The sequence below is a fragment of the Gilvibacter sp. SZ-19 genome (assembly GCF_002163875.1).
GTDB lineage: Bacteria > Bacteroidota > Bacteroidia > Flavobacteriales > Flavobacteriaceae > Gilvibacter.
In genome coordinates this window covers 1,578,507-1,601,623 of the sequence record NZ_CP019333.1, presented here as the reverse complement: position 1 = coordinate 1,601,623, position 23,117 = coordinate 1,578,507, and the positions used below count along the sequence as shown (strand labels likewise).

Here is a 23,117-nt window from a genome sequence, read left to right as displayed (position 1 = left end):
TTACTCGATCGCTTTTACAACCGCTTTGGGCGCTTCTTTCTTACTACCATCAAAACCTTCTACGCCACCAACGGTGGTGTATTTCATCACATAACGTTTGTCTGGAAAGATTCGTTTATAAGCACTTTGACACATCAAAGTAGCTTCGTGGAATCCGCAGAGAATAAGCTTCAATTTACCCGGATAAGTGTTTACATCACCTATAGCGTAGACCCCAGGAATGTTGGTCTGATAGTCTAAAGTGTTGTCTACCTTTATCGCATTCTTTTCTATTTCGAGCCCCCAATCCGCGATGGGGCCTAATTTTGGAGAAAGCCCAAACAAGGGGATAAAATTGTCTATCTCTATTTTGGATTCTTCTTTGGTATTGGAATTGGTTACCGTTACTGCAGTTAATTGGTCTTCGCCATGAAGTGCAGTTACCTCTGCCGGAGTTATTAGTTTTATGCGACCTTGATTCTTGAGCTCTTGTACTTTTTCTACGGAGTCCAACGCGCCGCGGAATTCATTGCGTCGGTGCACCAAGGTAACCTCCGCAGCAACATCCGCTAAGAAAATACTCCAATCTAAGGCCGAGTCGCCTCCGCCAGCAATTAGGACTTTCTTATCGCGATAGACCTCCGGATCGCGTATGATATAAGCAATGCCATTGTCTTCGAACTTATCAAGCCCGTCTAATAGTGGCTTACGAGGTTCAAAACTTCCCAAGCCACCTGCAATGGCAACAACAGGAGCTTGATGTTTCGTGCCTTTATTAGTAGTTACGATAAAGGTACCGTCCTCTTGTTTTTCTATGGTATCTGCACGTTCACCCAAGGTAAAGCCTGGCTGAAACGGGGCTATCTGTTTCATTAGATTGTCTACCAGATCTCCGGCCAAGATCTCTGGAAAGGCCGGAATGTCGTAGATCGGTTTTTTAGGGTAGATCTCTGCACACTGTCCGCCAGGTTGCGGCAGGGCGTCTATCAAGTGACACTTTAACTTGAGCAAGCCAGCCTCAAAAACTGCGAACAATCCGGTGGGTCCGGCTCCTATGATGAGTATATCGGTTTTGATCATAAAGTGTATGCGGTACTATTTCGGGCAAATATATTTTGGGCCTCTTGACACAGCAATGACCCTTATCATTTAATCGACATTAACCACTTTCTGAATTTGCGGCACGTATTTCTTAATGGTCATTTCCACGCCGCTCTTCAAGGTCATTTGGTTAACGCTACAGGCAACACAATTGCCGTGTAGTTTTACGGTGACGATATCGTCTGCGATCTCGATCAGAGAGATATCTCCTCCATCGCTAACTAAAAAAGGACGGATCTCATCCAAGGCCTTTTCTACATTCTGTTTTACCTCTGCTTGTGTCATCTTTACTTGTTTACAGCCGAACAACCAGCCATAGTCGTGATCTTTATTGCCTCTGTAGGCGGTAAATTTTCGTTTCGTTTTACAGTCTGTTCTACCACATTTCTGGTAAGCGACTCAAAGGCCTCTTCTGTGGCTGTTTCGGTTTGCAAAGCCGCTGGTCGCCCAACGTCTCCTGCTTCTCGAATGCCTTGCACCAATGGGATCTCTCCCAATAGCGGAACCTGAAGGTCTTCTGCCAAATGTTTGGCTCCGGAGTCTCCAAAGATATAGTACTTGTTCTGAGGCAATTCCGCAGGAGTAAAGTACGCCATATTCTCTACGATACCTAAAACAGGAACATCTATGTTCTCTTGCTGGAACATGGCCACTCCTTTACGGGCATCTGCTAATGCTACATTCTGCGGAGTGCTCACTACCACAGCTCCGGTAATAGGTAGACTTTGCATTATGCTTAAGTGAATGTCTCCTGTCCCTGGAGGAAGGTCGATCAGCATAAAGTCCAATTCGCCCCAAGCGGCATCAAATATCAGCTGATTCAAAGCCTTGGCTGCCATTGGCCCACGCCAGATAACGGCTTGATTCGGCTGGGTAAAGAAACCTATGGAGAGGATCTTCACACCATAGCTCTCTACCGGACGCATTTTGCTCTTTCCGTCTACATTGACAGAAAGCGGGCGCTCGTCGGCTACGTCGAACATGATCGGAATAGAAGGTCCATAGATATCGGCGTCTAAAACTCCGACCTTAAAGCCCATTTTCTGTAGACTCACGGCAATATTCGCGGTAACTGTAGATTTCCCTACTCCACCTTTTCCAGAAGCTACTGCTATGATATTTTGGATACCTGGAATTGGCTTTCCTTTGATCATATTGGGCTTCTGCGGTTGAGCTGGGGCCTCCACCTTTATGTTTACTTGCACCTTAGCCTCCGGACTGATCTTTTCTTGTATGGTCTTGATCACATCGGCTTCTGCGCGCTTCTTTATATGCATGGCGGGTGTGGTCAGTAGCAGATCTACTACAACCTCATCGGCAAATACGATCACATTCTTGACCGCGCCGCTCTCTACCATATTTTGTCCGGCTCCCGCAACAGAAATTGTCGCTAAGGCATCCAGTACTTCTTGTTTCTTTATCTTCATGAAAAACTTTCGTATTTAGAAAGATTCTAAAGTACAAAGATACCACTTAAGCCCCACAAAATAAAAGCCGAGCATCAAAATGATTGATGCCAAAATCAGGGTTGAATATGGAGATTTAAAAGGGTGGAGGTAGTTCCTGCTGCGGATCCCAAAAGTGCTTGTCTAATTCTTGGATCTGATTGTCAATAATAACGACTCCTTCGTTTTCTAAGAGTTGCTGCATTAGGTTGGTACCTTGAAAATGATGCTTGCCCGTTAGTAGTCCCTTGCGGTTCACTACCCGATGGGCTGGGACATCTTTCCCGTGAGAGGCATTCATAGCCCAGCCGACCATCCGCGCGCTTTTAGGTGCAGCCAAATATTTGGCAATGGCGCCATAGCTGGTTACTCGGCCTTCTGGAATCTGTCTTACTACCTCGTAAACTCGGTCAAAAAAAGATACTTCTGTCATTCCAGATTGCTAATTATCTTAATGAGTGTGAGTATGGAAACAATTCCTGTTATGGCTCCTATCACATAATTCATATTGACCTTGGCGGTCCGCTGTTTTTTCTTGAGGTGTTTAAAGAACTGTATATAGATCCCCAACATGGCCAAGGTGCCTAGAACAGATCCGAGTACGCACAGTAAAATTGCATTTGGCGTGAATTCAAACCATCCGAAGGCATTGAAAGTAATACTGATATACACCCAATAAGGCAGCGGCAGTAGGTTTAAAGCAGCCAACAGCATCCCTAGAAAGAAACGGTTTTTACCGGTTTTAGTTACCTCGTCGGCAGGTTTGCGTCTGGAGTCCTTAGCGATAAAAAAGAAATATACCGTAAGGCAAAGAAAGATCCCCAAACCTATCTGGCGCAAGAGCTGAATGATCTCTGGATGCATTTCCAGATAGCGCGCAAACAAGAGTGCGATATAGGTCTGAACAAGAACAGTAACCCCTACACCCACAGCAAAGGTTGCGGCGCTTTTACGCCCTTCGTGCATGCTGATCTTAGCAGCAGAAATGTTTAATAAACCAGGAGGAATCACCCCAATAAAGGCTGCAACAAAACCGAAAATCAAATGTGGAAATAGCCCCATAGAGGTACTTTACAAGGGTAAGATAAAAAATTATTTCCCCAAATGGCATTTGAGGTAAGTTATCTTTTTGCCTTGTTCCAAATACTGCTTTTCGTAGTAGGTTTGGATACTGGTCACTTCTTTTGGAGAATAGTCATTGCCGTAAACGTCGTGATGTGCATATAGGATTTCGGCACCAATTCCTTGTAGCAAACCTAGAGTGTAACCGTGCATAAACTCGCTGTCTGTCTTTAGGTGTAGCAAACCCGGATCGCCTAAAATTTTTCTGTATTTGGCTAAGAATACAGGGTTGGTCATGCGGTGCTTGGTACGTTTGTATTTGATCTGCGGATCTGGGAAAGTGATCCAGATTTCCGAAACCTCATCGGCGTTAAAAAGATAGTCGACCAGTTCGATCTGGGTGCGCAAGAATCGTACATTGGGAAGTTGTTCTTCTAGAGCTGTTTTAGCACCACGCCAAAATCGAGCTCCTTTGATATCAATCCCAATAAAATTCTTATCGGGATTCGCCTGTGCAAGACCAACGCTGTATTCCCCCTTTCCACAACCGAGTTCTAGAACTAAGGGATTGTCATTTTTAAAGACCTCACGATTCCAATTGCCTTTTAGCTTTAAAGCATTGGTAACAACCTCTTCTCTGGTTGGTTGAATGACATTGTCGAAGGTCTCGTTCTCCCGGAATCTTTTCAGTTTGTTCTTGCTGCCCACCGAATTTTAAATTTTGGTAAAATTAAGGAAATAAAATCCCCCACCATATTGCTATTTTTGCAATTGAACACCCCCAATGAAACCGAACAAAACAATATTAGTTGCTCCCTTGAACTGGGGACTTGGACACGCCACCCGCTGTATCCCAATAATCCGTGCCTTATTGGCGCAGCAGTATAAGGTACTCCTTGCCAGTGACGGCGTCGCCTTGGCCTTATTGCGCGAAGAATTTCCGCAATTACCCTACAAAGAACTTCCGGGTTACAACATCAGTTACTCCAAGAAAAAACACTTGTTTAAAGCCCAAATGCTACTGCAGAGCCCAAGAATGCTCAAAGCAGCAAAAGAAGAACGTAAACTAGTAGAACAATGGGTGGACGATGGACTTGTAGATGGTATCATCTCAGACAACCGTCTGGGTGTGCGAAGCGCTGCGGTTTATTCTGTCTTTATTACGCATCAATTAGAGGTGCTTAGCGGATCTACAACAGGTATCAGTTCTAAGCTGCACAAGTATATCATCAAGAAATTTGACGCTTGTTGGGTGCCTGACCACAAGGCAAAACCAAACTTGTCTGGGCGTTTAGGACATCCGGCGAAGCCTCCAAAGAACACCAGTTATATAGGTGCACTGAGTCGGTTTACAAAAAGAGACCTCCCCATAAAATACGACTATTTGTTACTGCTTTCCGGCCCAGAGCCGCAACGCAGCCTCTTAGAAGATATCCTGCTTGAAGCTTTTAAAGACACGGATAAGCGTGTACTTTGTGTTTTAGGAAAGCCAGATGGTTCACAAGAGCGATATGCTCACGGAGCCGTGAAAGTAGTTTCTTATATGACTTCGGAGGAACTCGAAACTGCCATTAACACGAGCGAAGTGATAATTTCCAGATCAGGCTACACTACTATTATGGACCTGGCCGCATTAGAAAAGAAAGCTTTGTTTATTCCAACACCTGGGCAATACGAGCAAGAATATTTGGCCAAGAAACTATCTGCCCAAGGCCTTGTTCCCTATGTTACTCAAGATAGATTTAGTTTGGAAGCCCTGGGTAAAGTGCCTTTGTACTCGGGCCTGCGTATGAGTCACGATCAAATAAAGCTCTCGGACCTATTTGCTCATTTCTAAGGTAAAAGAGAATTCAGACCCCACTCCAAGTTCACTTTCTACATAGATCTTCTCGCCATGAGCTTCTAGAATATGCTTTACGATAGCAAGGCCTAATCCGGAGCCACCTTCTTTACGAGAACCACTTTTATCTACCCTAAAGAAACGTTCGAAAAGTCGCGTGAGATTCTCCTTTTCAATGCCTTCTCCATTGTCGGTAACTCGAATGATCACCTTATTTTGGATAAGATCTTCTACACTTACCTCTGTGGTACCATCCTGTTTTCCGTATTTGATGGAGTTTACGATAAGATTGGTAATTACCTGTTGGATGCGCTCTCGATCTGCATAAACCATAACCGGTTTATTGTATTGGGTGTCAAAGGTCAAGGTAATGCCTTTCTTCTGAGCTCGCATCTCGAACAGGTCGAATACATTTTGCAAAAGCTCTATGATGTCAAAGCGTTCTTTGTTCAAATTCAGATCTCCCACTTCTAATTTAGAGATCATATCCAGGTCTTGAACAATTACAATAAGTCGCTCCACGCCCTTACTGGCTCGTTCCAGATACTTCTTGCGAACCGCCTTGTCTTTTAAGGCTCCATCTAATAAAGTGAGAATATAACTCTGTACGGTAAACAAAGGTGTTTTGAGTTCGTGGGACACATTACCCATAAACTCCTTTCGGTAGTTCTCGCGGATCTGCATGGCCTCGATCTCCATGCGTTTCTCTCTGGTAAAACGCTCTACGGATTTAGAAAAAGACGCCAGATCGGTCGTGACACTGTCGTTCTCTAAAGTGGTTTCTTCTAAGGAGCTCACCTCATCGTAAATACTCTTGATCTGTCTCAGAATAAATCTGCGTGTGCGCAATTCTACAACGAGGATTCCCAGTACCCAAATGGAAAGAAAAGCGCCGACCACATACCAAAGGTTTAACTGATCGGTAAACTTTAAAAACAGGAAAAACACCAGGCTGATCAGGATCGCCAGATAAAGCGATGTGACCACCGCAAAGGAATATTTAGAATCAGATCTGGACACTGCCCAATAGGATTAGACAATAAATTTATAGCCTACACCCTTGACCGTTTTAAAACTCTTATCTCCGATCTTTTCGCGAAGTTTTCTAATGTGAACATCGATCGTTCGACCTCCAACGATAACCTCGTTACCCCAAACTTTTTCTAAGATCTCTTCGCGTTTAAAGACCTTACCAGGCTTGGAAGCCAGCAAAGCGAGTAGTTCGAACTCTTTACGCGGTAAGAACAATTCCTTCCCTTTTTTGATGATCTTATACTCTTCTCTGTTGATAACCAGATCTCCTAAACTCACAGCAGCACTTGATTCATCAGCATCTTTAAAGCGTCTTAAAAGGGCTTTTACCTTACTTACCAAAACTTTAGGCTTGATAGGCTTGGTGATGTAATCGTCGGCTCCAGCTTCGAACCCGGCAACTTGCGAATAATCTTCTCCCCTAGCTGTTAAAAAGGCGATGATGGTCTCTGAGAGCGCAGGGATAGCACGCAATTTCTCGCAGGCTTCCATGCCGTCCATCTCTGGCATCATTACGTCGAGAATAATGAGATGTGGGTTGATCTTCTTAGCGACTTCGATAGCTTCCAATCCGTTTTCTGCTGTCGCGATCTGATAGCCCTCGTTAGAAAGGTTGTACCCAACGATTTCTAAGATATCTGGCTCGTCGTCAACCAGGAGGATCTTCATATCCTTTTTCTTCATCGATTTCAATTTTAACAGGCGGTAAACTCAAATTCACCGGCGGTTTACATCATATCCAAGCGGATCTGAATGACTCAAAGATAGTGTTATTTAAAGGCGGGTGCCTACAACCTTTACAAGATATAAACTTTATGTAAAGCAATCAAAACATTCGGTTAACATAGTCCGCAGCGCCTAAAGGACTCTACAATAAGTAGTAAGACCCGTGTTATTATTTGGTTAAGAGGCTTTTTTTAGAAATAATTTAAGAGGCTGCTACAGGTATTATTGTATCTTTGAGTCATCACTTTTAACTAAAGTAATAATGAAGAAAATTACACTCATTGCAACCCTTATGCTAGCAGGAATCATGCAGGCGCAGACGGTAGTAATTTCAAGTACAAGTTTTGAAGAGGAAGTTATTGAAGCCGGAGTAAACGACGGACAATACACAGACACAGGTGATGCAACTGTGGCACACGACCTTATCAACAACGCAGGTGAAACCCCTGTAGATCAGTTTGGAGGAACAGAAATGGAAGTGAACGCGCGTTACACGCCTTATGACGAGCCGGGTTCTGGTCTAACAGATGGAGATTTTGTTGGGGTAACTAATTTTACCGGAACAGTTGGTGCTTTCACTGATGGAGTTCAGGGTTACCAATTTCAGGATGCTGACGGTAATATGATCGTTGAGTTCGAAGAGTTGGATCTTACAGGATTTCAAAACGTAAGTGTTAGTATAGACTACTTTATCCAGGCAACTGGTTACGAATACGCAGACGGAGCGAACAGCAGTGCGAACGATGTGATCCGCATTTTTGTGAGAGACATTACTGGTTCTACAGAGATCGACATCTTAAACACTTTTGGTTCTGACATCAACGATCTTGGTATCGAAGGAGCTTGGTTAAACGGATCTGTAAATGTTCCAGACGAGGCTACTATCCAATTGGTTATCGAATTCCGTTCTAACTCTGGATCTGAAGCTATGTTCATTGACAACATAGTAGTACAAGGAGAAGAGGTTCTAGGTGTTGACACCCAGAACAACAACGGATTCACCATGTATCCTAACCCAGCAACAAGCGACGTGCTTAACATCGTTTCTGCCACTAACCAAACCAAAGACGTAGTTGTTTACGACGTTCTAGGACAAAAAGTTCTACAATCTCAGGTGACTAATTCTCGCTTGAACATCGGAGCTTTGTCTTCTGGAATCTACTTGGTTCAGGTTACTGAGAACGGTGCTACTTCTACAAAGAAATTAGTGGTTCGTTAATTCGACCTTTTGATTATAGAGAAAGCCCTCCACCACGGAGGGCTTTTTTTTATATCTTTAAGTAAATCAACTAGCTATGAAAAAACTACTACTTTTTTCTTTATTGTTTTACTTCGGATGGGCCGCGCAAGCGCAATTCGAGGTCGCTATTACCAGCTTCGAAGAAGTTACTATCGAGACTGGCGTGAATGATGGACAGTACATAGACACCGGAGATCCAACTGTGGCCCATGACCTAATAAACAACGATGGACAAACCCCGGTTAATGCAGCGGGAACTGGGCCTTTCCCTTTAGGTTACAGTGCGTCTTATGTACCTTATGACACTCCAGGCGATGGCCTGACCGATGGAAATTTTGTAGGTATTACCAATTTCACCGGAACCGTAGGAGCCTACACTGACGGAACCCAGGGATATCAGTTTAGCGATGCAGACGGGAACATGATCCTAACTTTTGACGAATTAGAATTAGGTGGCATTGGCGACATAGTAGTAAGCATGGATGTTTTTATCCAAGACACAGGCTGGGAATATACCGATGGTGCCAACAACTCTAGCAATGATGTAATTCGAATTTATGCCAGAAACGCCGTTACCGACGAAGAAATTGACATACTAAACACCAACGGTTTTGATATTGATGAACTGGGAATAGAAGGCAGCTGGATTTCTCTAAATGCCAGTCTTTGGGATGCACAGAATGCAGTATTGATCATTGAATTTAGATCCAATTCGGGTAGCGAAGCCATGTTTGTTGACAATATCCTTGTAACTGCCGATAGTTTTATTGGGGTTGACGAGTTCAATGATAAAGGCTTTACTATTTATCCCAATCCGGCTCAGGGCGGACTGCTTTATATCTCTTCTGCCACAAACCAAACTAAAGAGGTTAAAGTCTACAACATGCTAGGACAAATTGTTTTGGAAGATCAAATAGTAAACACTCTTTTGGACATTACAACATTAAAGGCTGGTGTCTATATGGTGCAAGTGACCGAAGACGGCTTTACTTCAACTGAAAAATTAGTGGTTCGATAATTCGAATTTGATAGTAATAAGCAAGGCGCTTCCCGCTCTGGAAGCGCTTTTTTTTGATTATTTTTAGTCCGCAATTCAGCGCGAATGGATCCCAAACAACTGCTAAGAGATACTACGGCCGAAAACTTTTTAGAGTCGGCCCTGAAAGTCTTTGAGTATCAGTACGCACATTGCAGGCCTTACAGACAATTTTGCGATTATTTGGGGCGCGAACCTGAAAGGGTGAAGCAACTGGAGGATATCCCTTTTATGCCTGTGGAACTATTTAAGGAGCATCGTCTTATTTCCGATCAAAAATCCGCAGCACTAACTTTTAGAAGTAGTGGGACAACCGGCAGTGTTCCCAGCGAACATTTTGTAGCAGACCCTTCCCTTTATGAACTGAGTTTCACCCTTGGATTTGAAAAGTACTACGGTTCATTAAATGACTATGTGATCTTAGGTTTACTACCGAGTTATCTAGAACGCAACGATGCCTCTTTGGTCTATATGGTAGGTCAGTGGATCAATACGAGCGGAGATACAAGAAGTGGCTTTTATTTGGATGACTTGGCCGGCTTACGCCAAATGGTGATTCAATTAGAAGAAGAGAACCAGCCATATTTGCTGATCGGAGTATCTTTTGCACTTCTGGACTTGGCCGGATTAGGCCCCCTAGCTGTAAAAAAGGGTATAATTATGGAAACCGGAGGTATGAAAGGCCGCCGAAAAGAAATGATAAGAACGGAGCTTCACGCTGAGCTTCAAAAAGCCTTTGGGCCAATCGCGATACATTCTGAATACGGCATGACAGAGCTCTTGTCTCAGGCTTACTCCAAAGGAGCTGGAAGATTCACGGCTCCGCCATGGATGAAAATTCTAACACGCCAACCCAACGACCCCTTCCACTACCACTCTGGAGGTACAGGTGGCGTCTCTGTGATAGACCTAGCCAATTACTATTCCTGCAGTTTTATCGCTACCCAAGACCTGGGTAGGGTGTATCCTGATGGCAGTTTCGAAATTTTAGGTAGATTTGATCAAAGCGATCTACGCGGATGCAATCTAATGGTTCTTTAAATGAGTAAATCGGCTTGCAATCTGGCAAGAGGCTGTTTGTGGCTGGTTTTATTATTGCTGATCACCCTTGCGGTCTTTGGGGCACTCTATGCCTTTGGCATAAAATCCGGACTGATCTATTTTATAGCGGTGGTGGCAGCCAGTTGGTTGGTAAAACAAATTTTAAGACCCAAAGCAGAGACCGATGTCATTTCTAGAATGCGTTACCGCGTCATTTTTATATTGGTGCTGATGATCTGTTTCGCAGTTTTCTTGCAGAAAGTGGGAGAACACACCGCGACCTATAGCTACGACTATTCCGAAGAAAACACGGTGAGCGCAGACACCCTTGTTGTTAATGAGCAAGCCATTCCTATCTGGAGTTCATATCGCAATTGGAAAGACAATAACGGCAAATCCTACCAAGGACCACTTAGAGTAACTCAAGAAGACTATCTAGCGCTTCAAGACATAGCTGCCACTTACCAACCTGCAGGGAATCCGAAGTATTTCTGGGGAGATCTATACGCCTTTTTAGATAATAGAAGCCAAGAGAGTCTGGCCTTGCTCTACGAAACTTTTGCCCTAATAGGAGAGCAACAGCAGCTCAATCAAATGGAGTTTGCCCAAATGGTGACCAGTTGCATCCAAGACATACCTTATGCCTTGGTGTTTCAGGGAGTCTGCCAAAGCGCAGATCAGTACGAAGACGATAATATTAGAACCGTATTGCAAAATTGCCCAGACTGCTGTATAGGCAATAAGGTCTTTGGTATACAAGCCCCTGCGGAATTCATCGCTACATTAAAAGGAGATTGTGATACACGCACTGTGCTGCTCTACAGTGTACTTAAGCATTTTGATTATGATGTGGCTATCCTGAACAGCAGTTATTACAGGCATTCCATTTTAGGCTTGAATATTCCCGCCAGTGGCCTTTACAAAGTTTGGCGCGGTAAACGCTATTATGTGTGGGAGACCACCTCAAAATATTTCAGAATCGGTCAACTTAGTGCCAATATGGACGACCTGACACACTGGGAGATCGTATTAAACAGTAAATAATTGGTTATGGACAATTTGTTTTATTTATCGCTACTGGAGCTAGTCATTGGATTGATACTTTCTGTGGGTATTTTCTTTATGAGTTTTAAACTCTTGAAGTACTTTTTCTTTAGGCAAGAACGCCTGGAAGCTTCTAATCAGGCTTTTGCCATTTTCTGCGGAGGGATATTTATCTCGATCGGATTAATATTAAGCGAGCTTGTTCCCTCGATCACCAATGTGATCCGTGCTGCCGTTGTTCAAGATCCCGGCTTGAGTACAGGGCAGGTGCTCACTTACGCCGGCCTGAGTCTAACAGTTGGATTCATTGTAGCTGTGCTCATAAACGCAGCGGTATTCCTCTTGTTCTCGGCTTTGACCAAACGCATCAATGAGTTCGAAGCCATTAAGAATAACAATGCAGCCGTAGCGACCATGGTATCCAGTTTGCTAATCGCCATTACCTTGATCGTAAAAGACTCCATAGCTGTTTTGATCAGTACTATGGTTCCCTTTCCGGAGGTTTCAAACTTTTTGTAAGCTTTAGAAAATATTACGACTGATTACCCAAGAATGAGAAAGTAACTTTTTAAACGCGATGCTAAGACGCGTTTTCTATGAATTAGAAAAGTTAATCTTCATAATTTGGTTAGTTAATTAGTTGGTTAGAAAAAAACCCGCTTCGTTGGAAGCGGGTTTTTACTTAGTCTACGATTTGATAGACCAGATAATTCTTCTTTCCGCGTTGCAGCAGAATAAACTTATCATTTATAAGGTCTGATGCGTCTAAGGTCTTGTCTTCTGAAACCTTCTCCTTATTTACCGAGATAGAATTCTCTTTTAGCGCACGGCGCGCTTCTCCATTCGACTTTAAAAAGCCCGAATGTTCTACTAGAGCAGCGATCATATCTACTCCTTGATCCAAGGTTGCTCTAGATAGTTCCGCCTGAGGCACTCCGGAGAAAACATCTAAAAAGGTCTGTTCGTCTAATGCGCGCAAGCCATCCGCAGTGGCCTTGCCAAATAAAATATTAGACGCAGCCACAGCTTGCTCCAAGGCCTCTTGTCCATGAACTGTTGTGGTCACTTCTTCAGCCAATCGCTTTTGCAATAAACGCATATGTGGTTGCTCTTTATGCTCGGCGATAAGCTGCTCAATGGTGTTTTGATCTAAGAATGTAAAGATCTTTATGTAGTTCTCTGCGTCTTCATCGGCAGCGTTTATCCAGTACTGGTAGAATTTGTAAGGAGAAGTGCGTTTTGGATCCAACCAAACATTGCCTCCTTCGCTTTTACCAAATTTACTGCCATCGCTTTTGGTGATCAGCGGGCAGGTCAATGCGTAGCCCTTGCCACCGCCAATACGACGAATGAGCTCGGTACCTGTTGTAATATTCCCCCATTGATCGCTTCCGCCCATCTGTAGGGTACAATTTTCGTGCTGATACAAATGCAAGAAATCATAGCCCTGAACCAATTGATAGGTGAACTCGGTAAATGACATACCTTGAGCCGTTTCTCCCGAAAGACGATTCTTAACCGAATCTTTGGCCATCATATAGTTCACTGTAATGTGTTTTCCAACATCACGAATAAAATCCAGAAAGGAGAATTCTTTCATCCAATCGTAATTGTTCACCATTACGGCTTGGTTTTCTGCTCCGGAGTCAAAATCGAGAAAATGAGACAACTGCTTGCGAACACATTCCTGATTGTGACGCAAAGTAGCTTCGTCCAAAAGGTTGCGTTCGCTGGATTTACCGGAAGGGTCTCCGATCATCCCGGTTGCACCTCCAACCAAAGCAACGGGCTTGTGCCCGGCACGCTGAAAATGCGCCAAGAGCATAATGGGGACCAAGTTCCCAATGTGCAGGGAATCTGCAGTCGGATCAAAACCAACATAGGCAGCACGCATGGCCTCATTAAGGTGTTCTTCTGTCTCGGGCATCACATCGTGAATCATCCCTCTCCATTGCAATTCGGCAACAAAATTGGTCGGCATCGCTATAAATTTTGGGCAAAGATAGCCGACCCCCTCTCAATATGAAAGTCAGGGCGGCAATTTTAACTGCATTTGCTGTGATTGCAGTACCTTAGCAGCATGATTCTTGTAACTGGAGCCACCGGTTTAGTGGGCAGTCATTTAGTCTGTAGCCTTACCGCCCAAGACCATAAGGTCCGCGCGATATATCGCGACGAGGCCAGTTTGGAAAAGTTTAAGATGGTCGCGGCCAGGTATTCAAAAGCACAATTGGATAAGGTAGAATGGCTAGAGGCCGATCTTTTAGATCTTATCTCTTTAGAAGCTGCTTGCCAAGGAATCACCACCATATATCACGCCGCAGCCTTTATTTCCTTTGATCCGAGAGACCAACGAAAACTCAGAAAGATCAACATAGAAGGCACGGCGAACTTGGTCAATGTAGCGCTTAGCAAGGGCGTTACTAAGATCTGTCATATCAGTTCCGTAGCCACCTTGGGCAAAGCTCTTGCAGGTCAGGCCATAACCGAAGAAACCGAATGGAATCCGCAGCAACCCGGAAGCGGTTACGCCATTTCTAAATACGGCGCCGAAATGGAGATCTGGCGTGGCGGGCAAGAAGGTCTAAAAGTGTGTATGTTACTGCCTTCGGTGATCTTAGGAGAAGGACACTGGAACTCCGCCAGCGGAAATCTAATTAAAAAAGGAGCCAATGGTATGCCTTTCTACACCCCTGGAGGATCTGGCTTTGTGGATGTTCAGGATGTAGTACAAGCAGCAATTCTAATTGCAAATAGTGCCGCCTGCGAGGGAGAGAAGTTCCTCTTATCTGCCTACAATAAGGACTATAAAAGCTTTTTTACCAACTTGGCCATAGCGTTTGGCAGTAGCAAACCAAGATACGAAGTCCCGCAATGGTGCATGCGCATCGCGGCAAGCACAGATTGGTTAGCCAGTCGAATTTTGGGAACGTCTCAACGCTTATCTCAGGCCTTGGTAGACTCCATCTATAAACAATCCAATTATTCAAGCGACAAAATAAAGGAGAAACTCGATTTTGAGTTCACGCCTTGGGAACAGACTATAGAGCGAATCTGTGACGCTTTTAAAGCCCAGAATCATTTTTAGATTTAGGAGCGATCTCTCCCTGAAGCGTTCTTTTAACAGCTGGTTTTGTAAGACTGTCCTCGGTCTTAGCCGGAATAGAAGTGTCGAGTTCTGTACTGTCCTGTATACCCAAACCAAGGCTGTCTCGCCTGCGCTTTTGCAATTCGCGCATAGAGTCTTTGTAGCGCTTCTTTTCTTCTTCCTCTTGTTCAACTATAGAATCAACTTCTCGGAATCTGGCATTGATATTCTCCTGAACTTGGAGAAACATATCTCTGTAATTGTCCAAATCTGCGCTGTAAAAGGCATTGCTCTTTTCGTATTGCAAACTATCAATGTCGTATTTCTTGTAGATGTACTCGGTAAGTGCTATTTGCTCTCTGAGTAAGATAGTCCTGTTGAAATTCTTAGAGGCATTGGCCAAATAAGCATCTGTGTACACTTGGATCATCGTTTCCCTATCTATCAGGTTCTCGGGAGCCTCAGGATACTTTATATCCTGACACTGCCAAAGCAGGAGTGCGATGCCTATGTACCAGATTTTCTTCATTAACGATTAAAGGTCAGACGTTCGGCCTTAGGTTTTTCTATCAGATGGAAATTCTCGTAAGCCAAGGTACCATTTATAAAAGTATGCGTAACACGCGATTTAAAACTGGTTCCTTCAAAAGGAGACCAACCGCATTTGTACATGATATTGTCCTTATTTACAGTCCAAGGTGCGCTAGGATCTACCAAAACAAGATCGGCCTTATACCCTTTTCGAATATAACCACGGTCTTTGATCTCAAAGAGAATGGCCGGGTTGTGACACATCTTCTCAACTAATTTTTCTATAGATATGACCCCTTGATGTACGTATTCCATAAGCGCCACTAAAGCGTGCTGAACCAGTGGCCCACCAGAAGGGGCAGAGGTATAAGGGTTGGATTTTTCTTCTAGCGTATGTGGGGCGTGATCGGTGGCAATTACATCGATCTTATCTGAAAGTAAAGCCTTCCAGAGGCCTTCTTTATCTTTTGCGGTCTTTACTGCAGGATTCCACTTGATCTTAGACCCTTTGGTCTTGTAGTCTGCGTCTGTAAAATGCAGGTGATGCACACAAACCTCTGCGGTGATCTGCTTGTCCTTTAGCGGTTTTTTATTGCTGAAGAGTTTTGTCTCTTTGGCTGTAGAAAGGTGGAACACATGAATACGAGCTCCTGTTTTCTTGGCCAAGGCCACAGCCTGACTCGATGAAATATAGCAAGCCTCTTCACTGCGGATCTTTGGGTGTAGCTCCATTGGAATGTCATCACCGTAGATCTCTTTATGCTCTTTCAGGTTATCGCGGATGGTTTGCTCGTCCTCACAATGCAAGGATATTCTAAGGTCTGTACTAGAAAAAATGGCCTCCAATACTTCAGGATCATCCACCAACATATTCCCTGTTGAGGATCCTAAGAACAATTTGATACCCGCCACTTTGGTCGGATCGACCTTTTTAAGCTCTTCTAAATTGTCATTGGTCCCACCGAACATAAAAGAGTAGTTAGACCATGAAACTTCTGCTGCTCTACTAAATTTCTCTTCTAGCAATTTTATGGTCGTAGCCTGTGGCACGGTATTAGGCTGCTCTATAAAAGTGGTGATCCCTCCGGCAACCGCCGCCTTGGATTCACTTTCTATATCTCCTTTGTGGGTTAGACCAGGTTCTCTAAAATGCACCTGATCGTCTATAACTCCCGGGATCAAAAAAGACCCATCTGCATCGATAACCTTGGTATCGGCAGATTTTACGCTAATGCTATCGGCAACATCTGCGATACGATCTCCTTGGATCAGTACATCGCCTTTCATTACCTGCCCCTCATTAACTATTTGGGCATTTTTTATAAGAATATCTCTCATTGTTTGGTTTGTTTGGGTTGGAAGTCTATAGTTCTAAACGTCCAAACAGGCGTTTTAGTCGCATGCCTATCACACCAAAAATAGCTTCCGATATGATTCCTTTACTCATTTTAGACTCCCCTTGAGTTCGGTCGGTAAAGATAACGGGAACCTCGGTGATTTTAAAATTTAAAAGATAGGCTTTATACTTCATTTCGATCTGGAATGCGTAACCTACAAAACGGATCTTATCTAATTGAATAGTTTCTAAAACTTCCCGCTTATAACACACAAATCCGGCGGTGGTGTCAAACACCTTCATACGGGTAATGAAACGCACATATTTAGAAGCGATCCAACTCAGCAACACTCTGCTCATGGGCCAATTCACTACATTAACTCCCGTTATATAACGCGACCCAACTGCCAGATCTGCCCCTTGCTTTGCACAAGCATTGTAGAGCCTCAACAAATCATTGGGATTGTGTGAAAAATCGGCATCCATTTGGAAAATGTACTCGTAAGGTCTTGCTAAAGCCCACTTAAAAGCGTGAATGTAAGCAGTTCCGAGTCCTTGCTTACCAGAACGCTCTTCTAGATGAAGTCTGCCAGGGAATTCTTTTTGCAAGGCCTTGACCAAGCCTGCAGTGCCATCTGGTGAATTATCGTCTACCACAAGAATATCTAGAGCGCGCTGCAAAGAGAATACGTTGCGCAGCAAGCGCGAGATGTTCTCGGCTTCGTTATAGGTGGGTATGACTACAAGTCCTTCTGACATGCCTGTTTTGAGGCAAATGTAGTTTTTTTCAACTAAAGAAATGTGAAGATTTTTGTAATTGATGGGCTGCATAAAAGCGACATTTCGTTTACCTTTAGACGGTGGAAATCACCGAACTCAGTCTTAGAGAAATCGCCTCAGATTCCTGGATCATTAGCCTGGTAGTTTTAGCCCTGCTGATCCTGGCTATCGCCGCCTACAATTATCAGGAGAGTTTCAGAAGTTTTTTGCAATTGCCCTTGAGCAATCGCTATTTTATAATCTCTGGTAAATCGCAACACACAACTAGCCCGTTTCCGACCCTATTGTTCTTGGTAGGACTTATAGGAGCGGCCCTCTACGGAAGCTTTTTAAGTGTTGAATTAGATGCAGACAGTTCCCCTGGTCTATCCTTGTTTTTGCAAATGACTGCGGCAATCTTCGGCTTTTTCAGTATCAAATTCCTCTTAACACGACTACTAGGGGTTGTTTTTAAGTTGGAAGACCTAGTTGGGACCTATGTTTTCGAAAAATTGAGCTTTTTGAATCTGATCGGATTAGGACTTCTAGGATTCTGTGTAGTCTATCGCTACGGACCGCTACAAAGTGAATGGATTTTATACCTCGCAGGACTGCTCGCAGCAGGAGCCTATATTATGGGCTTGATTTACAGCTACAAAAACAACGAAAACCTGATTTTTCGCAATTTCTTCTATTTTATTTTATATCTTTGCGCACTTGAAATTTCACCCTTTATTCTGCTGTATAAAGTGCTGAGTTAAAAGGATGAAAAAGGAAAAAAACGGGGATATGAAAGTGAAAACAATTTTGGTGTCTCAGCCAGAGCCTAAAGTAGAGAATTCTCCTTATTTCAACTTGGTTGAAAAACATAAGGTAAAGATCGACTTTAGACCTTTTATTCACGTAGAAGGCGTGTCTGCTAAAGACGTACGCTCGCAAAAGGTTGACCTTGCCAATTATACGGCTATCATACTTACCAGTCGTAATGCCGTAGATCACTTCTTTAGAATCGCAGAAGAAATGCGTTTTAAAGTGCCGGATACTTTAAAGTACTTCTGCCAGTCAGAAGCGGTGGCTTATTATTTGCAAAAGTATGTTGTGTATCGCAAGCGTAAGATCTACGTAGGAAAACGCACCTTTGCAGAGCTTATCCCTTTGATCAAAAAATACAAGAACGAATCTTTCCTTTTACCTTCTTCTGATATGTTGAAGCCGACAGTACCGGCTCTACTAGACGAAGTTGGTGTAAACTGGAAACAAGCGACCTTTTATAAAACCGTTGTAAGTGATCTTTCTGATCTTCGCAACGTATACTACGACATCTTAGTTTTCTTTAGCCCGAGCGGAATCAAGTCTCTCTTTGAGAATTTCCCAGATTTCGAGCAAAACGACACTCGAATTGCGGTCTTTGGAAACACCACAGTAAAAGCGGCTTCAGAACGCGGTTTGGAGATCAATATCCAAGCACCGACCCCAGAAACGCCATCGATGACCATGGCACTGGAAAAATACATTGCAGAAGTCAACAAGAAGAAATAAAAAAAGCTCCGCAAATTGCGGAGCTTTTTTAGTTTATCTCAGAGCTGTTTACTTTAAAGGTCCTCCAGCTAGAATTTCCTCGCTGGCCATATCTTCAAACTGTTTGAAGTTCTCTCTAAAGCTCGCCGTAAGTTTGGCAGCTGTCTTGTAATAACCTTCGTCATTGTTCCAAGTCTTTCGAGGACTCAAGACCTCATCAGGAACATTTGGACAGGTTCTTGGCTGATGTACTCCAAACACAGAGTGAATGTGATAGTTGTCCTTATTGGCCGCCTCTAAGCTACCGTCCATGGCAGCAGTGATCATAGCTCTGGTGTACTTGAGCTTCATGCGTTTTCCAACACCGTAAGGACCACCTGTCCAACCGGTATTTACCAACCATACGTTCACTCCGGCCTCCTGCATTTTCTTGCTGAGCATCTCGGCGTACTTGGTTGGGTGTAAAGGCATAAATGGAGCTCCGAAGCATGCAGAAAAACTTGGCACAGGCTCGTCTATACCAGCTTCTGTTCCTGCAACTTTAGCTGTATATCCACTAATAAAGTGATACGCAGCTTGTCCTGGAGTTAGTTTCGAAATTGGAGGCAATACTCCAAAAGCATCGGCAGTTAAAAAGAAGATATTCGTTGGGTTCTTACCAATAGAAGGCACTTGAATATTTTCGATGTGATAGATCGGATAGCTTACTCGTGTATTTTGTGTGATGGAAGAATCGGTATAATCCACTACGCCGTTCTCGTCCATGATGACATTTTCTAGGATCGCCCCTTTTTTGATCGCGTCGTAGATCTCAGGCTCGCTTTCGCGAGACATATTGATCACTTTGGCGTAACAACCACCTTCGAAGTTGAAGATAGTATTCTCTGCAGTCCAGCCGTGCTCGTCGTCACCAATGAGCTTTCTATTAGGATCTGCAGACAAGGTTGTTTTCCCGGTACCTGAAAGTCCGAAGAAAATAGAAGTGTCACCATCTTTCCCAACATTCGCAGAACAGTGCATGGGCAAGGTATTCTCGAAAACGGGAAGTGTAAAGTTCAACGAACTGAATATCCCTTTTTTGATCTCTCCTGTGTAAGCTGTTCCACCTACTATTGCAGTTTTTCTGGTAAAGTTTAGAATGGCAAAGTTGTGCTGACGGGTGCCGTCTAGTTCGGCATCTGCCATGAAACCTGGAGCGTTGATCACAGTCCATTCCGGGCTGAAACCTTCTAACTCAGATTCTTCCGGGCGCAAGAACATATTGTACACAAACATATTGGACCACGGATACTCATTGATCACGCGGATGTCTGTACGATAATTCGGATCGGCACAAGCATAGCAATCGCGAACGTAGATCTCCTTTTCGCTCAAATAAGCAGTGATCTTGTCGTAAAGCGCATCGAACTTATCGGAATCAAAGGGAATATTAATAGGACCCCACCAAATTCTGTCTTTGGTAATGTCGTCTTTAACGATAAAACGGTCCATGGGGGACCGTCCTGTGAATTCTCCTGTATTTACCGCAAGTGCACCATTGTAGGCTTCGCGACCCATGCCTTTGGCGATGGTAATGTCGTGTAATTGTTCTGGCGTTAGTTGGTAGTTAACCTTCGCGTTCTTTATTCCGTAGTTGTCTAACGAAATCGTTTTCGTGGAAGGGGTGTTGTCGACCATTATTTTTTAATTTATCAGATGTCTAATTGGTTTACAAAAATAGAAATTAATGCCTAAACAGGGCACGAAATCTGGCTTTTTACTTAGGATTTACGCCACAGTGCCACTAAGAGGCGCAGCCAACCGAAAATTAGTAAGGTTCCTCCAAGTGGTGTAATAAAAACCAAAGGCCCAGGTGTAAAATCCCATACTTCTGTGAATGCAAGTACGTATAAAGATCCGGAGAAAAAAATGACCCCTATCAGCCACAGATAATACACTTGCTTTAGCGCTTTTTTATCTAAAGAGCTCACCAAGGACAACCACATAAGCGCCAAGCCTTGGTAGACTTGATACCTCACCCCAACCTCAAAGTTGGCCAATTTCTCGGCAGACAACAGCGCCTCAAGGGCATGCGCGCCAAAGGCACCTAAAACAATAGAAAGGGCGGTGAAGATAATTCCCGCCAGAGCAAAATTTTTGTGTTCAATCCGCATGAGCTAAGGGGTACAATTTGTATTTTCGCAGCACTACGAAGGTACAAAATTAAGCCACCATGCGTGAACTTTTAATTATAGGAGCTGGTCGTTCTGCCAGCAGTTTGATCAACTATTTACTGGACAAATCGACCTCAGAAAATTTGAACATCACCATAGGCGATCAGTCTATACAGGCCGCACAAAAGTTTACCGAAGGGCACCCGAATGCTAGAGCTATCATGCTCGATGTCTTTAACGAAAAAGACCGCAGAGCTGCCGTTCAAAGTGCAGACTTGGTTATTTCCATGCTGCCGGCCCGTTTTCATATAGAGGTGGCCAAAGACTGTTTGGAATTTGGCAAACACATGGTCACTGCCTCTTATGTGAGCGACGAGATGCTCAGTTTAGACACTAAGGCCAAGTCTAAAGGTTTGGTTTTTATGAACGAAATCGGGTTAGATCCAGGGATAGACCATATGAGCGCCATGCTTGTCATAGACAGAATACGCGACAATGGTGGAAAAATGTTGCTTTTTGAATCCTTTACCGGAGGCCTAATTGCTCCGGAGAGCGACAACAACCTCTGGCATTACAAATTCACTTGGAATCCACGCAATGTGGTTGTAGCTGGTCAAGGTGGTGCTGCGGAGTTCATCCAAGAAGGCACCTACAAATACATTCCCTACCACAGACTCTTTAGAAGAACCGAGTTCTTAGACATAGAAGATTACGGCCGTTTTGAAGCCTACGCCAACCGAAACTCGCTTAAATATCGCGAGGCCTACGGTTTGGAAGACGTATTGACCTTATACCGAGGCACCATAAGACGTGTTGGCTTTAGCCGCGCTTGGAATATGTTTGTTCAGTTAGGGATGACAGACGATAGTTACCACTTGCAGAACACAGAAACAATGACCTATCGGGAATTTGTGAATTGCTTTCTGCCCTACTCGCCTACAGATTCCGTAGAACTAAAGATGCGCCACAACTTAAAGATCGATCAGGACGACGAGATGTGGGACAAACTCATGGAATTGGATCTCTTTAACAACAAAAAGACCATCGGCATTAAAAATGCTACTCCGGCGCAAGCCCTGCAGAAGATCTTAATGGACAAATGGACCTTAGATGAGAACGATAAGGACATGATAGTAATGTACCACAAGTTCGGTTATGAACTAAACGGCAAGCGCAAACAAATAGACTCCAATATGGTTATTATAGGAGAAGACACTGTAGAAACGGCCATGGCCAAAACAGTTGGACTGCCGGTAGCCATAGCCGCTTTAAAGATCTTAAATGGTGAAATCACTACTCCAGGAGTACAGATTCCTATTGCTAAAGAAGTCTACGAGCCTATTTTGAAAGAACTCGAAGATTACGGCATAGTCTTTAAAGAGAACTTTACCGATTACTTGGGCTACAACCCAGACAATATTGCCGGTTAATCGCGGCTACCCATAAACATCATTATAAAGTATACCAAAGTCGCTAAAGAGCCTAAGGCAGCTACCACATAGGTGCGCGCAGCCCATTTTAGGGCGTCTTTAGAACCAGCATACTCTTGGCTGGTCACCATATTTTCGCGCTCCAACCAAGCCAGCGCTCTGTTAGAAGCGTCAAATTCCACGGGCAAAGTGATAAAGGCAAACAAAGTGGTTACGGCAAAAAGTCCAATACCAACGCCAAATACGGCAGTACCAAAAGCACTCCCTGTAGAGGCAAGCACCAAGCCTGCAATTATAACGATGTTAGACAATTTACTCGCAATGCCAACCGCAGGTACTATTTTAGAACGCATGGTAAGCCAAGAATAGGCCGTAGCGTGTTGCACTGCGTGCCCTACTTCGTGTGCGGCCACAGCAGCGGCAGCAGCGTTGCGCTGATTGTAGACTCCCTCACTGAGGTTAACCGTCTTCTTTAAGGGATTGTAGTGGTCTGTAAGCATTCCAGGCGTAGAAATGACCTGAACATCGCGAATGCCGTGATCGTCTAGCATCTTCTGGGCGATCTCCGCTCCGCTCATCCCATTTTGCAAACGCACCTTGGAATACTTTTTAAACTTGCTTTTTAAGGTGTTGCTCACATAAGCACTTACCAAAAAGATAATTCCACCCAGTATATAATATCCTAACATTTGTGTCTTGTTTAATTCAATTAAAGATACAAATAGACAGCAAATTTGCTGCCAAAATTTAAAGTGG

25 protein-coding genes are annotated in these 23,117 nt (G+C 43.9%); 10 read left to right on the top strand and 15 right to left on the bottom strand.

Annotated features, from left to right (window positions below; all coding sequences use genetic code 11):
• The 6 genes from BTO09_RS07390 to trmB all read right to left on the bottom strand — a co-directional run bounded on the left by BTO09_RS07390 (position 1) and on the right by trmB (position 4,295).
• A complete protein-coding gene (locus tag BTO09_RS07390; RefSeq protein WP_087524169.1) occupies positions 1-1,059 on the bottom strand; it encodes an NAD(P)/FAD-dependent oxidoreductase in 1,059 nt (352 codons plus the stop codon).
• Positions 1,060-1,128: 69 nt separating this feature from the next.
• Entirely contained in the window at positions 1,129-1,365 is a 237-nt protein-coding gene (locus tag BTO09_RS07385; RefSeq protein ID WP_087524168.1) for a NifU family protein, read from the bottom strand.
• A gap of 2 nt (positions 1,366-1,367) precedes the next feature.
• Positions 1,368-2,507 carry an Mrp/NBP35 family ATP-binding protein gene (locus BTO09_RS07380; protein WP_087524167.1) on the bottom strand — a complete coding sequence of 380 codons (1,140 nt, stop codon included), beginning with the start codon at positions 2,505-2,507 and terminating at the stop codon, positions 1,368-1,370.
• A 115-nt stretch (positions 2,508-2,622) separates the two neighbouring features.
• Positions 2,623-2,958 carry an MGMT family protein gene (locus BTO09_RS07375; RefSeq protein ID WP_087524166.1) on the bottom strand — a complete coding sequence of 112 codons (336 nt, stop codon included), beginning with the start codon at positions 2,956-2,958 and terminating at the stop codon, positions 2,623-2,625.
• Positions 2,955-3,587 (bottom strand): LysE family transporter, encoded by a 633-nt coding sequence (locus BTO09_RS07370; RefSeq protein WP_087524165.1) that lies wholly within the window; start codon positions 3,585-3,587, stop codon positions 2,955-2,957. Before BTO09_RS07370 ends, BTO09_RS07375 begins: the two co-directional genes overlap by 4 nt.
• 30 nt (positions 3,588-3,617) lie before the next feature.
• Positions 3,618-4,295: a tRNA (guanosine(46)-N7)-methyltransferase TrmB gene (gene trmB / locus BTO09_RS07365; protein WP_087524164.1), complete on the bottom strand. Its 678-nt coding sequence runs from the start codon at positions 4,293-4,295 to the stop codon at positions 3,618-3,620.
• Between the two features lie 76 nt (positions 4,296-4,371).
• Here trmB and BTO09_RS07360 point away from each other — a divergent pair, with 76 nt between their 5' ends.
• On the top strand, positions 4,372-5,424 hold the full coding sequence (locus BTO09_RS07360) for a glycosyltransferase (RefSeq protein WP_087524163.1): 1,053 nt from the start codon (positions 4,372-4,374) through the stop codon (positions 5,422-5,424).
• Here BTO09_RS07360 and BTO09_RS07355 read toward each other — a convergent pair.
• Both BTO09_RS07355 and BTO09_RS07350 read right to left on the bottom strand, forming a co-directional pair.
• Positions 5,407-6,447, bottom strand: a complete 1,041-nt coding sequence (locus BTO09_RS07355) for a cell wall metabolism sensor histidine kinase WalK (protein WP_087524162.1) — start codon at positions 6,445-6,447, stop codon at positions 5,407-5,409. The genes BTO09_RS07360 and BTO09_RS07355 overlap by 18 nt on opposite strands.
• 12 nt (positions 6,448-6,459) lie before the next feature.
• Complete coding sequence (locus tag BTO09_RS07350) at positions 6,460-7,143, bottom strand: response regulator transcription factor (RefSeq protein WP_087524161.1); 684 nt, start codon at positions 7,141-7,143, stop codon at positions 6,460-6,462.
• A gap of 304 nt (positions 7,144-7,447) precedes the next feature.
• Here BTO09_RS07350 and BTO09_RS07345 point away from each other — a divergent pair, with 304 nt between their 5' ends.
• The 5 genes from BTO09_RS07345 to BTO09_RS07325 all read left to right on the top strand — a co-directional run bounded on the left by BTO09_RS07345 (position 7,448) and on the right by BTO09_RS07325 (position 12,065).
• Positions 7,448-8,404, top strand: a complete 957-nt coding sequence (locus BTO09_RS07345; protein ID WP_087524160.1) for a T9SS type A sorting domain-containing protein — start codon at positions 7,448-7,450, stop codon at positions 8,402-8,404.
• Between the two features lie 76 nt (positions 8,405-8,480).
• Positions 8,481-9,443: a T9SS type A sorting domain-containing protein gene (locus BTO09_RS07340; protein ID WP_087524159.1), complete on the top strand. Its 963-nt coding sequence runs from the start codon at positions 8,481-8,483 to the stop codon at positions 9,441-9,443.
• 84 nt (positions 9,444-9,527) lie between these two features.
• Positions 9,528-10,502, top strand: a complete 975-nt coding sequence (locus BTO09_RS07335) for an acyl transferase (protein WP_087524158.1) — start codon at positions 9,528-9,530, stop codon at positions 10,500-10,502.
• Positions 10,503-11,546: a hypothetical protein gene (locus BTO09_RS07330; protein WP_087524157.1), complete on the top strand. Its 1,044-nt coding sequence runs from the start codon at positions 10,503-10,505 to the stop codon at positions 11,544-11,546.
• A 6-nt stretch (positions 11,547-11,552) separates the two neighbouring features.
• On the top strand, positions 11,553-12,065 hold the full coding sequence (locus tag BTO09_RS07325) for a DUF350 domain-containing protein (protein ID WP_087524156.1): 513 nt from the start codon (positions 11,553-11,555) through the stop codon (positions 12,063-12,065).
• 163 nt (positions 12,066-12,228) lie between these two features.
• Here BTO09_RS07325 and tyrS read toward each other — a convergent pair whose 3' ends face one another.
• Positions 12,229-13,527, bottom strand: a complete 1,299-nt coding sequence (tyrS, locus tag BTO09_RS07320; protein ID WP_087524155.1) for a tyrosine--tRNA ligase — start codon at positions 13,525-13,527, stop codon at positions 12,229-12,231.
• Positions 13,528-13,626: 99 nt separating this feature from the next.
• Here tyrS and BTO09_RS07315 point away from each other — a divergent pair, with 99 nt between their 5' ends.
• Entirely contained in the window at positions 13,627-14,634 is a 1,008-nt protein-coding gene (locus BTO09_RS07315; RefSeq protein WP_087524154.1) for an NAD-dependent epimerase/dehydratase family protein, read from the top strand.
• Here BTO09_RS07315 and BTO09_RS07310 read toward each other — a convergent pair.
• The 3 genes from BTO09_RS07310 to BTO09_RS07300 are packed head-to-tail and all read right to left on the bottom strand — an operon-like array spanning position 14,612 to position 17,260.
• On the bottom strand, positions 14,612-15,163 hold the full coding sequence (locus BTO09_RS07310) for a DUF4296 domain-containing protein (protein ID WP_087524153.1): 552 nt from the start codon (positions 15,161-15,163) through the stop codon (positions 14,612-14,614). The genes BTO09_RS07315 and BTO09_RS07310 overlap by 23 nt on opposite strands.
• Positions 15,163-16,503, bottom strand: coding sequence for a dihydroorotase (locus BTO09_RS07305; protein WP_087524152.1), 1,341 nt, complete (start codon positions 16,501-16,503; stop codon positions 15,163-15,165). Before BTO09_RS07305 ends, BTO09_RS07310 begins: the two co-directional genes overlap by 1 nt.
• A 25-nt stretch (positions 16,504-16,528) precedes the next feature.
• Entirely contained in the window at positions 16,529-17,260 is a 732-nt protein-coding gene (locus tag BTO09_RS07300) for a polyprenol monophosphomannose synthase (protein ID WP_087524151.1), read from the bottom strand.
• Between the two features lie 101 nt (positions 17,261-17,361).
• Here BTO09_RS07300 and BTO09_RS07295 point away from each other — a divergent pair, with 101 nt between their 5' ends.
• Positions 17,362-18,021, top strand: coding sequence for a DUF4271 domain-containing protein (locus BTO09_RS07295; RefSeq protein ID WP_087524150.1), 660 nt, complete (start codon positions 17,362-17,364; stop codon positions 18,019-18,021).
• 28 nt (positions 18,022-18,049) lie between these two features.
• A complete protein-coding gene (locus BTO09_RS07290; protein ID WP_087525514.1) occupies positions 18,050-18,799 on the top strand; it encodes a uroporphyrinogen-III synthase in 750 nt (249 codons plus the stop codon).
• 48 nt (positions 18,800-18,847) lie between these two features.
• On the opposite strand, the gene pckA is transcribed toward BTO09_RS07290, so the two are convergent.
• Complete coding sequence (gene pckA, locus BTO09_RS07285; RefSeq protein WP_087524149.1) at positions 18,848-20,455, bottom strand: phosphoenolpyruvate carboxykinase (ATP); 1,608 nt, start codon at positions 20,453-20,455, stop codon at positions 18,848-18,850.
• A gap of 83 nt (positions 20,456-20,538) precedes the next feature.
• Positions 20,539-20,931 carry a DUF423 domain-containing protein gene (locus tag BTO09_RS07280; protein WP_087524148.1) on the bottom strand — a complete coding sequence of 131 codons (393 nt, stop codon included), beginning with the start codon at positions 20,929-20,931 and terminating at the stop codon, positions 20,539-20,541.
• 59 nt (positions 20,932-20,990) lie between these two features.
• Between BTO09_RS07280 and BTO09_RS07275 the strand changes: the two genes are divergently transcribed.
• Positions 20,991-22,361 carry a saccharopine dehydrogenase family protein gene (locus BTO09_RS07275; RefSeq protein ID WP_087524147.1) on the top strand — a complete coding sequence of 457 codons (1,371 nt, stop codon included), beginning with the start codon at positions 20,991-20,993 and terminating at the stop codon, positions 22,359-22,361.
• On the opposite strand, the gene BTO09_RS07270 is transcribed toward BTO09_RS07275, so the two are convergent.
• Positions 22,358-23,050: a zinc metallopeptidase gene (locus tag BTO09_RS07270; protein WP_087524146.1), complete on the bottom strand. Its 693-nt coding sequence runs from the start codon at positions 23,048-23,050 to the stop codon at positions 22,358-22,360. The two genes, BTO09_RS07275 and BTO09_RS07270, sit on opposite strands and share 4 nt — an antisense overlap.
• Positions 23,051-23,117: the final 67 nt, after the last annotated feature.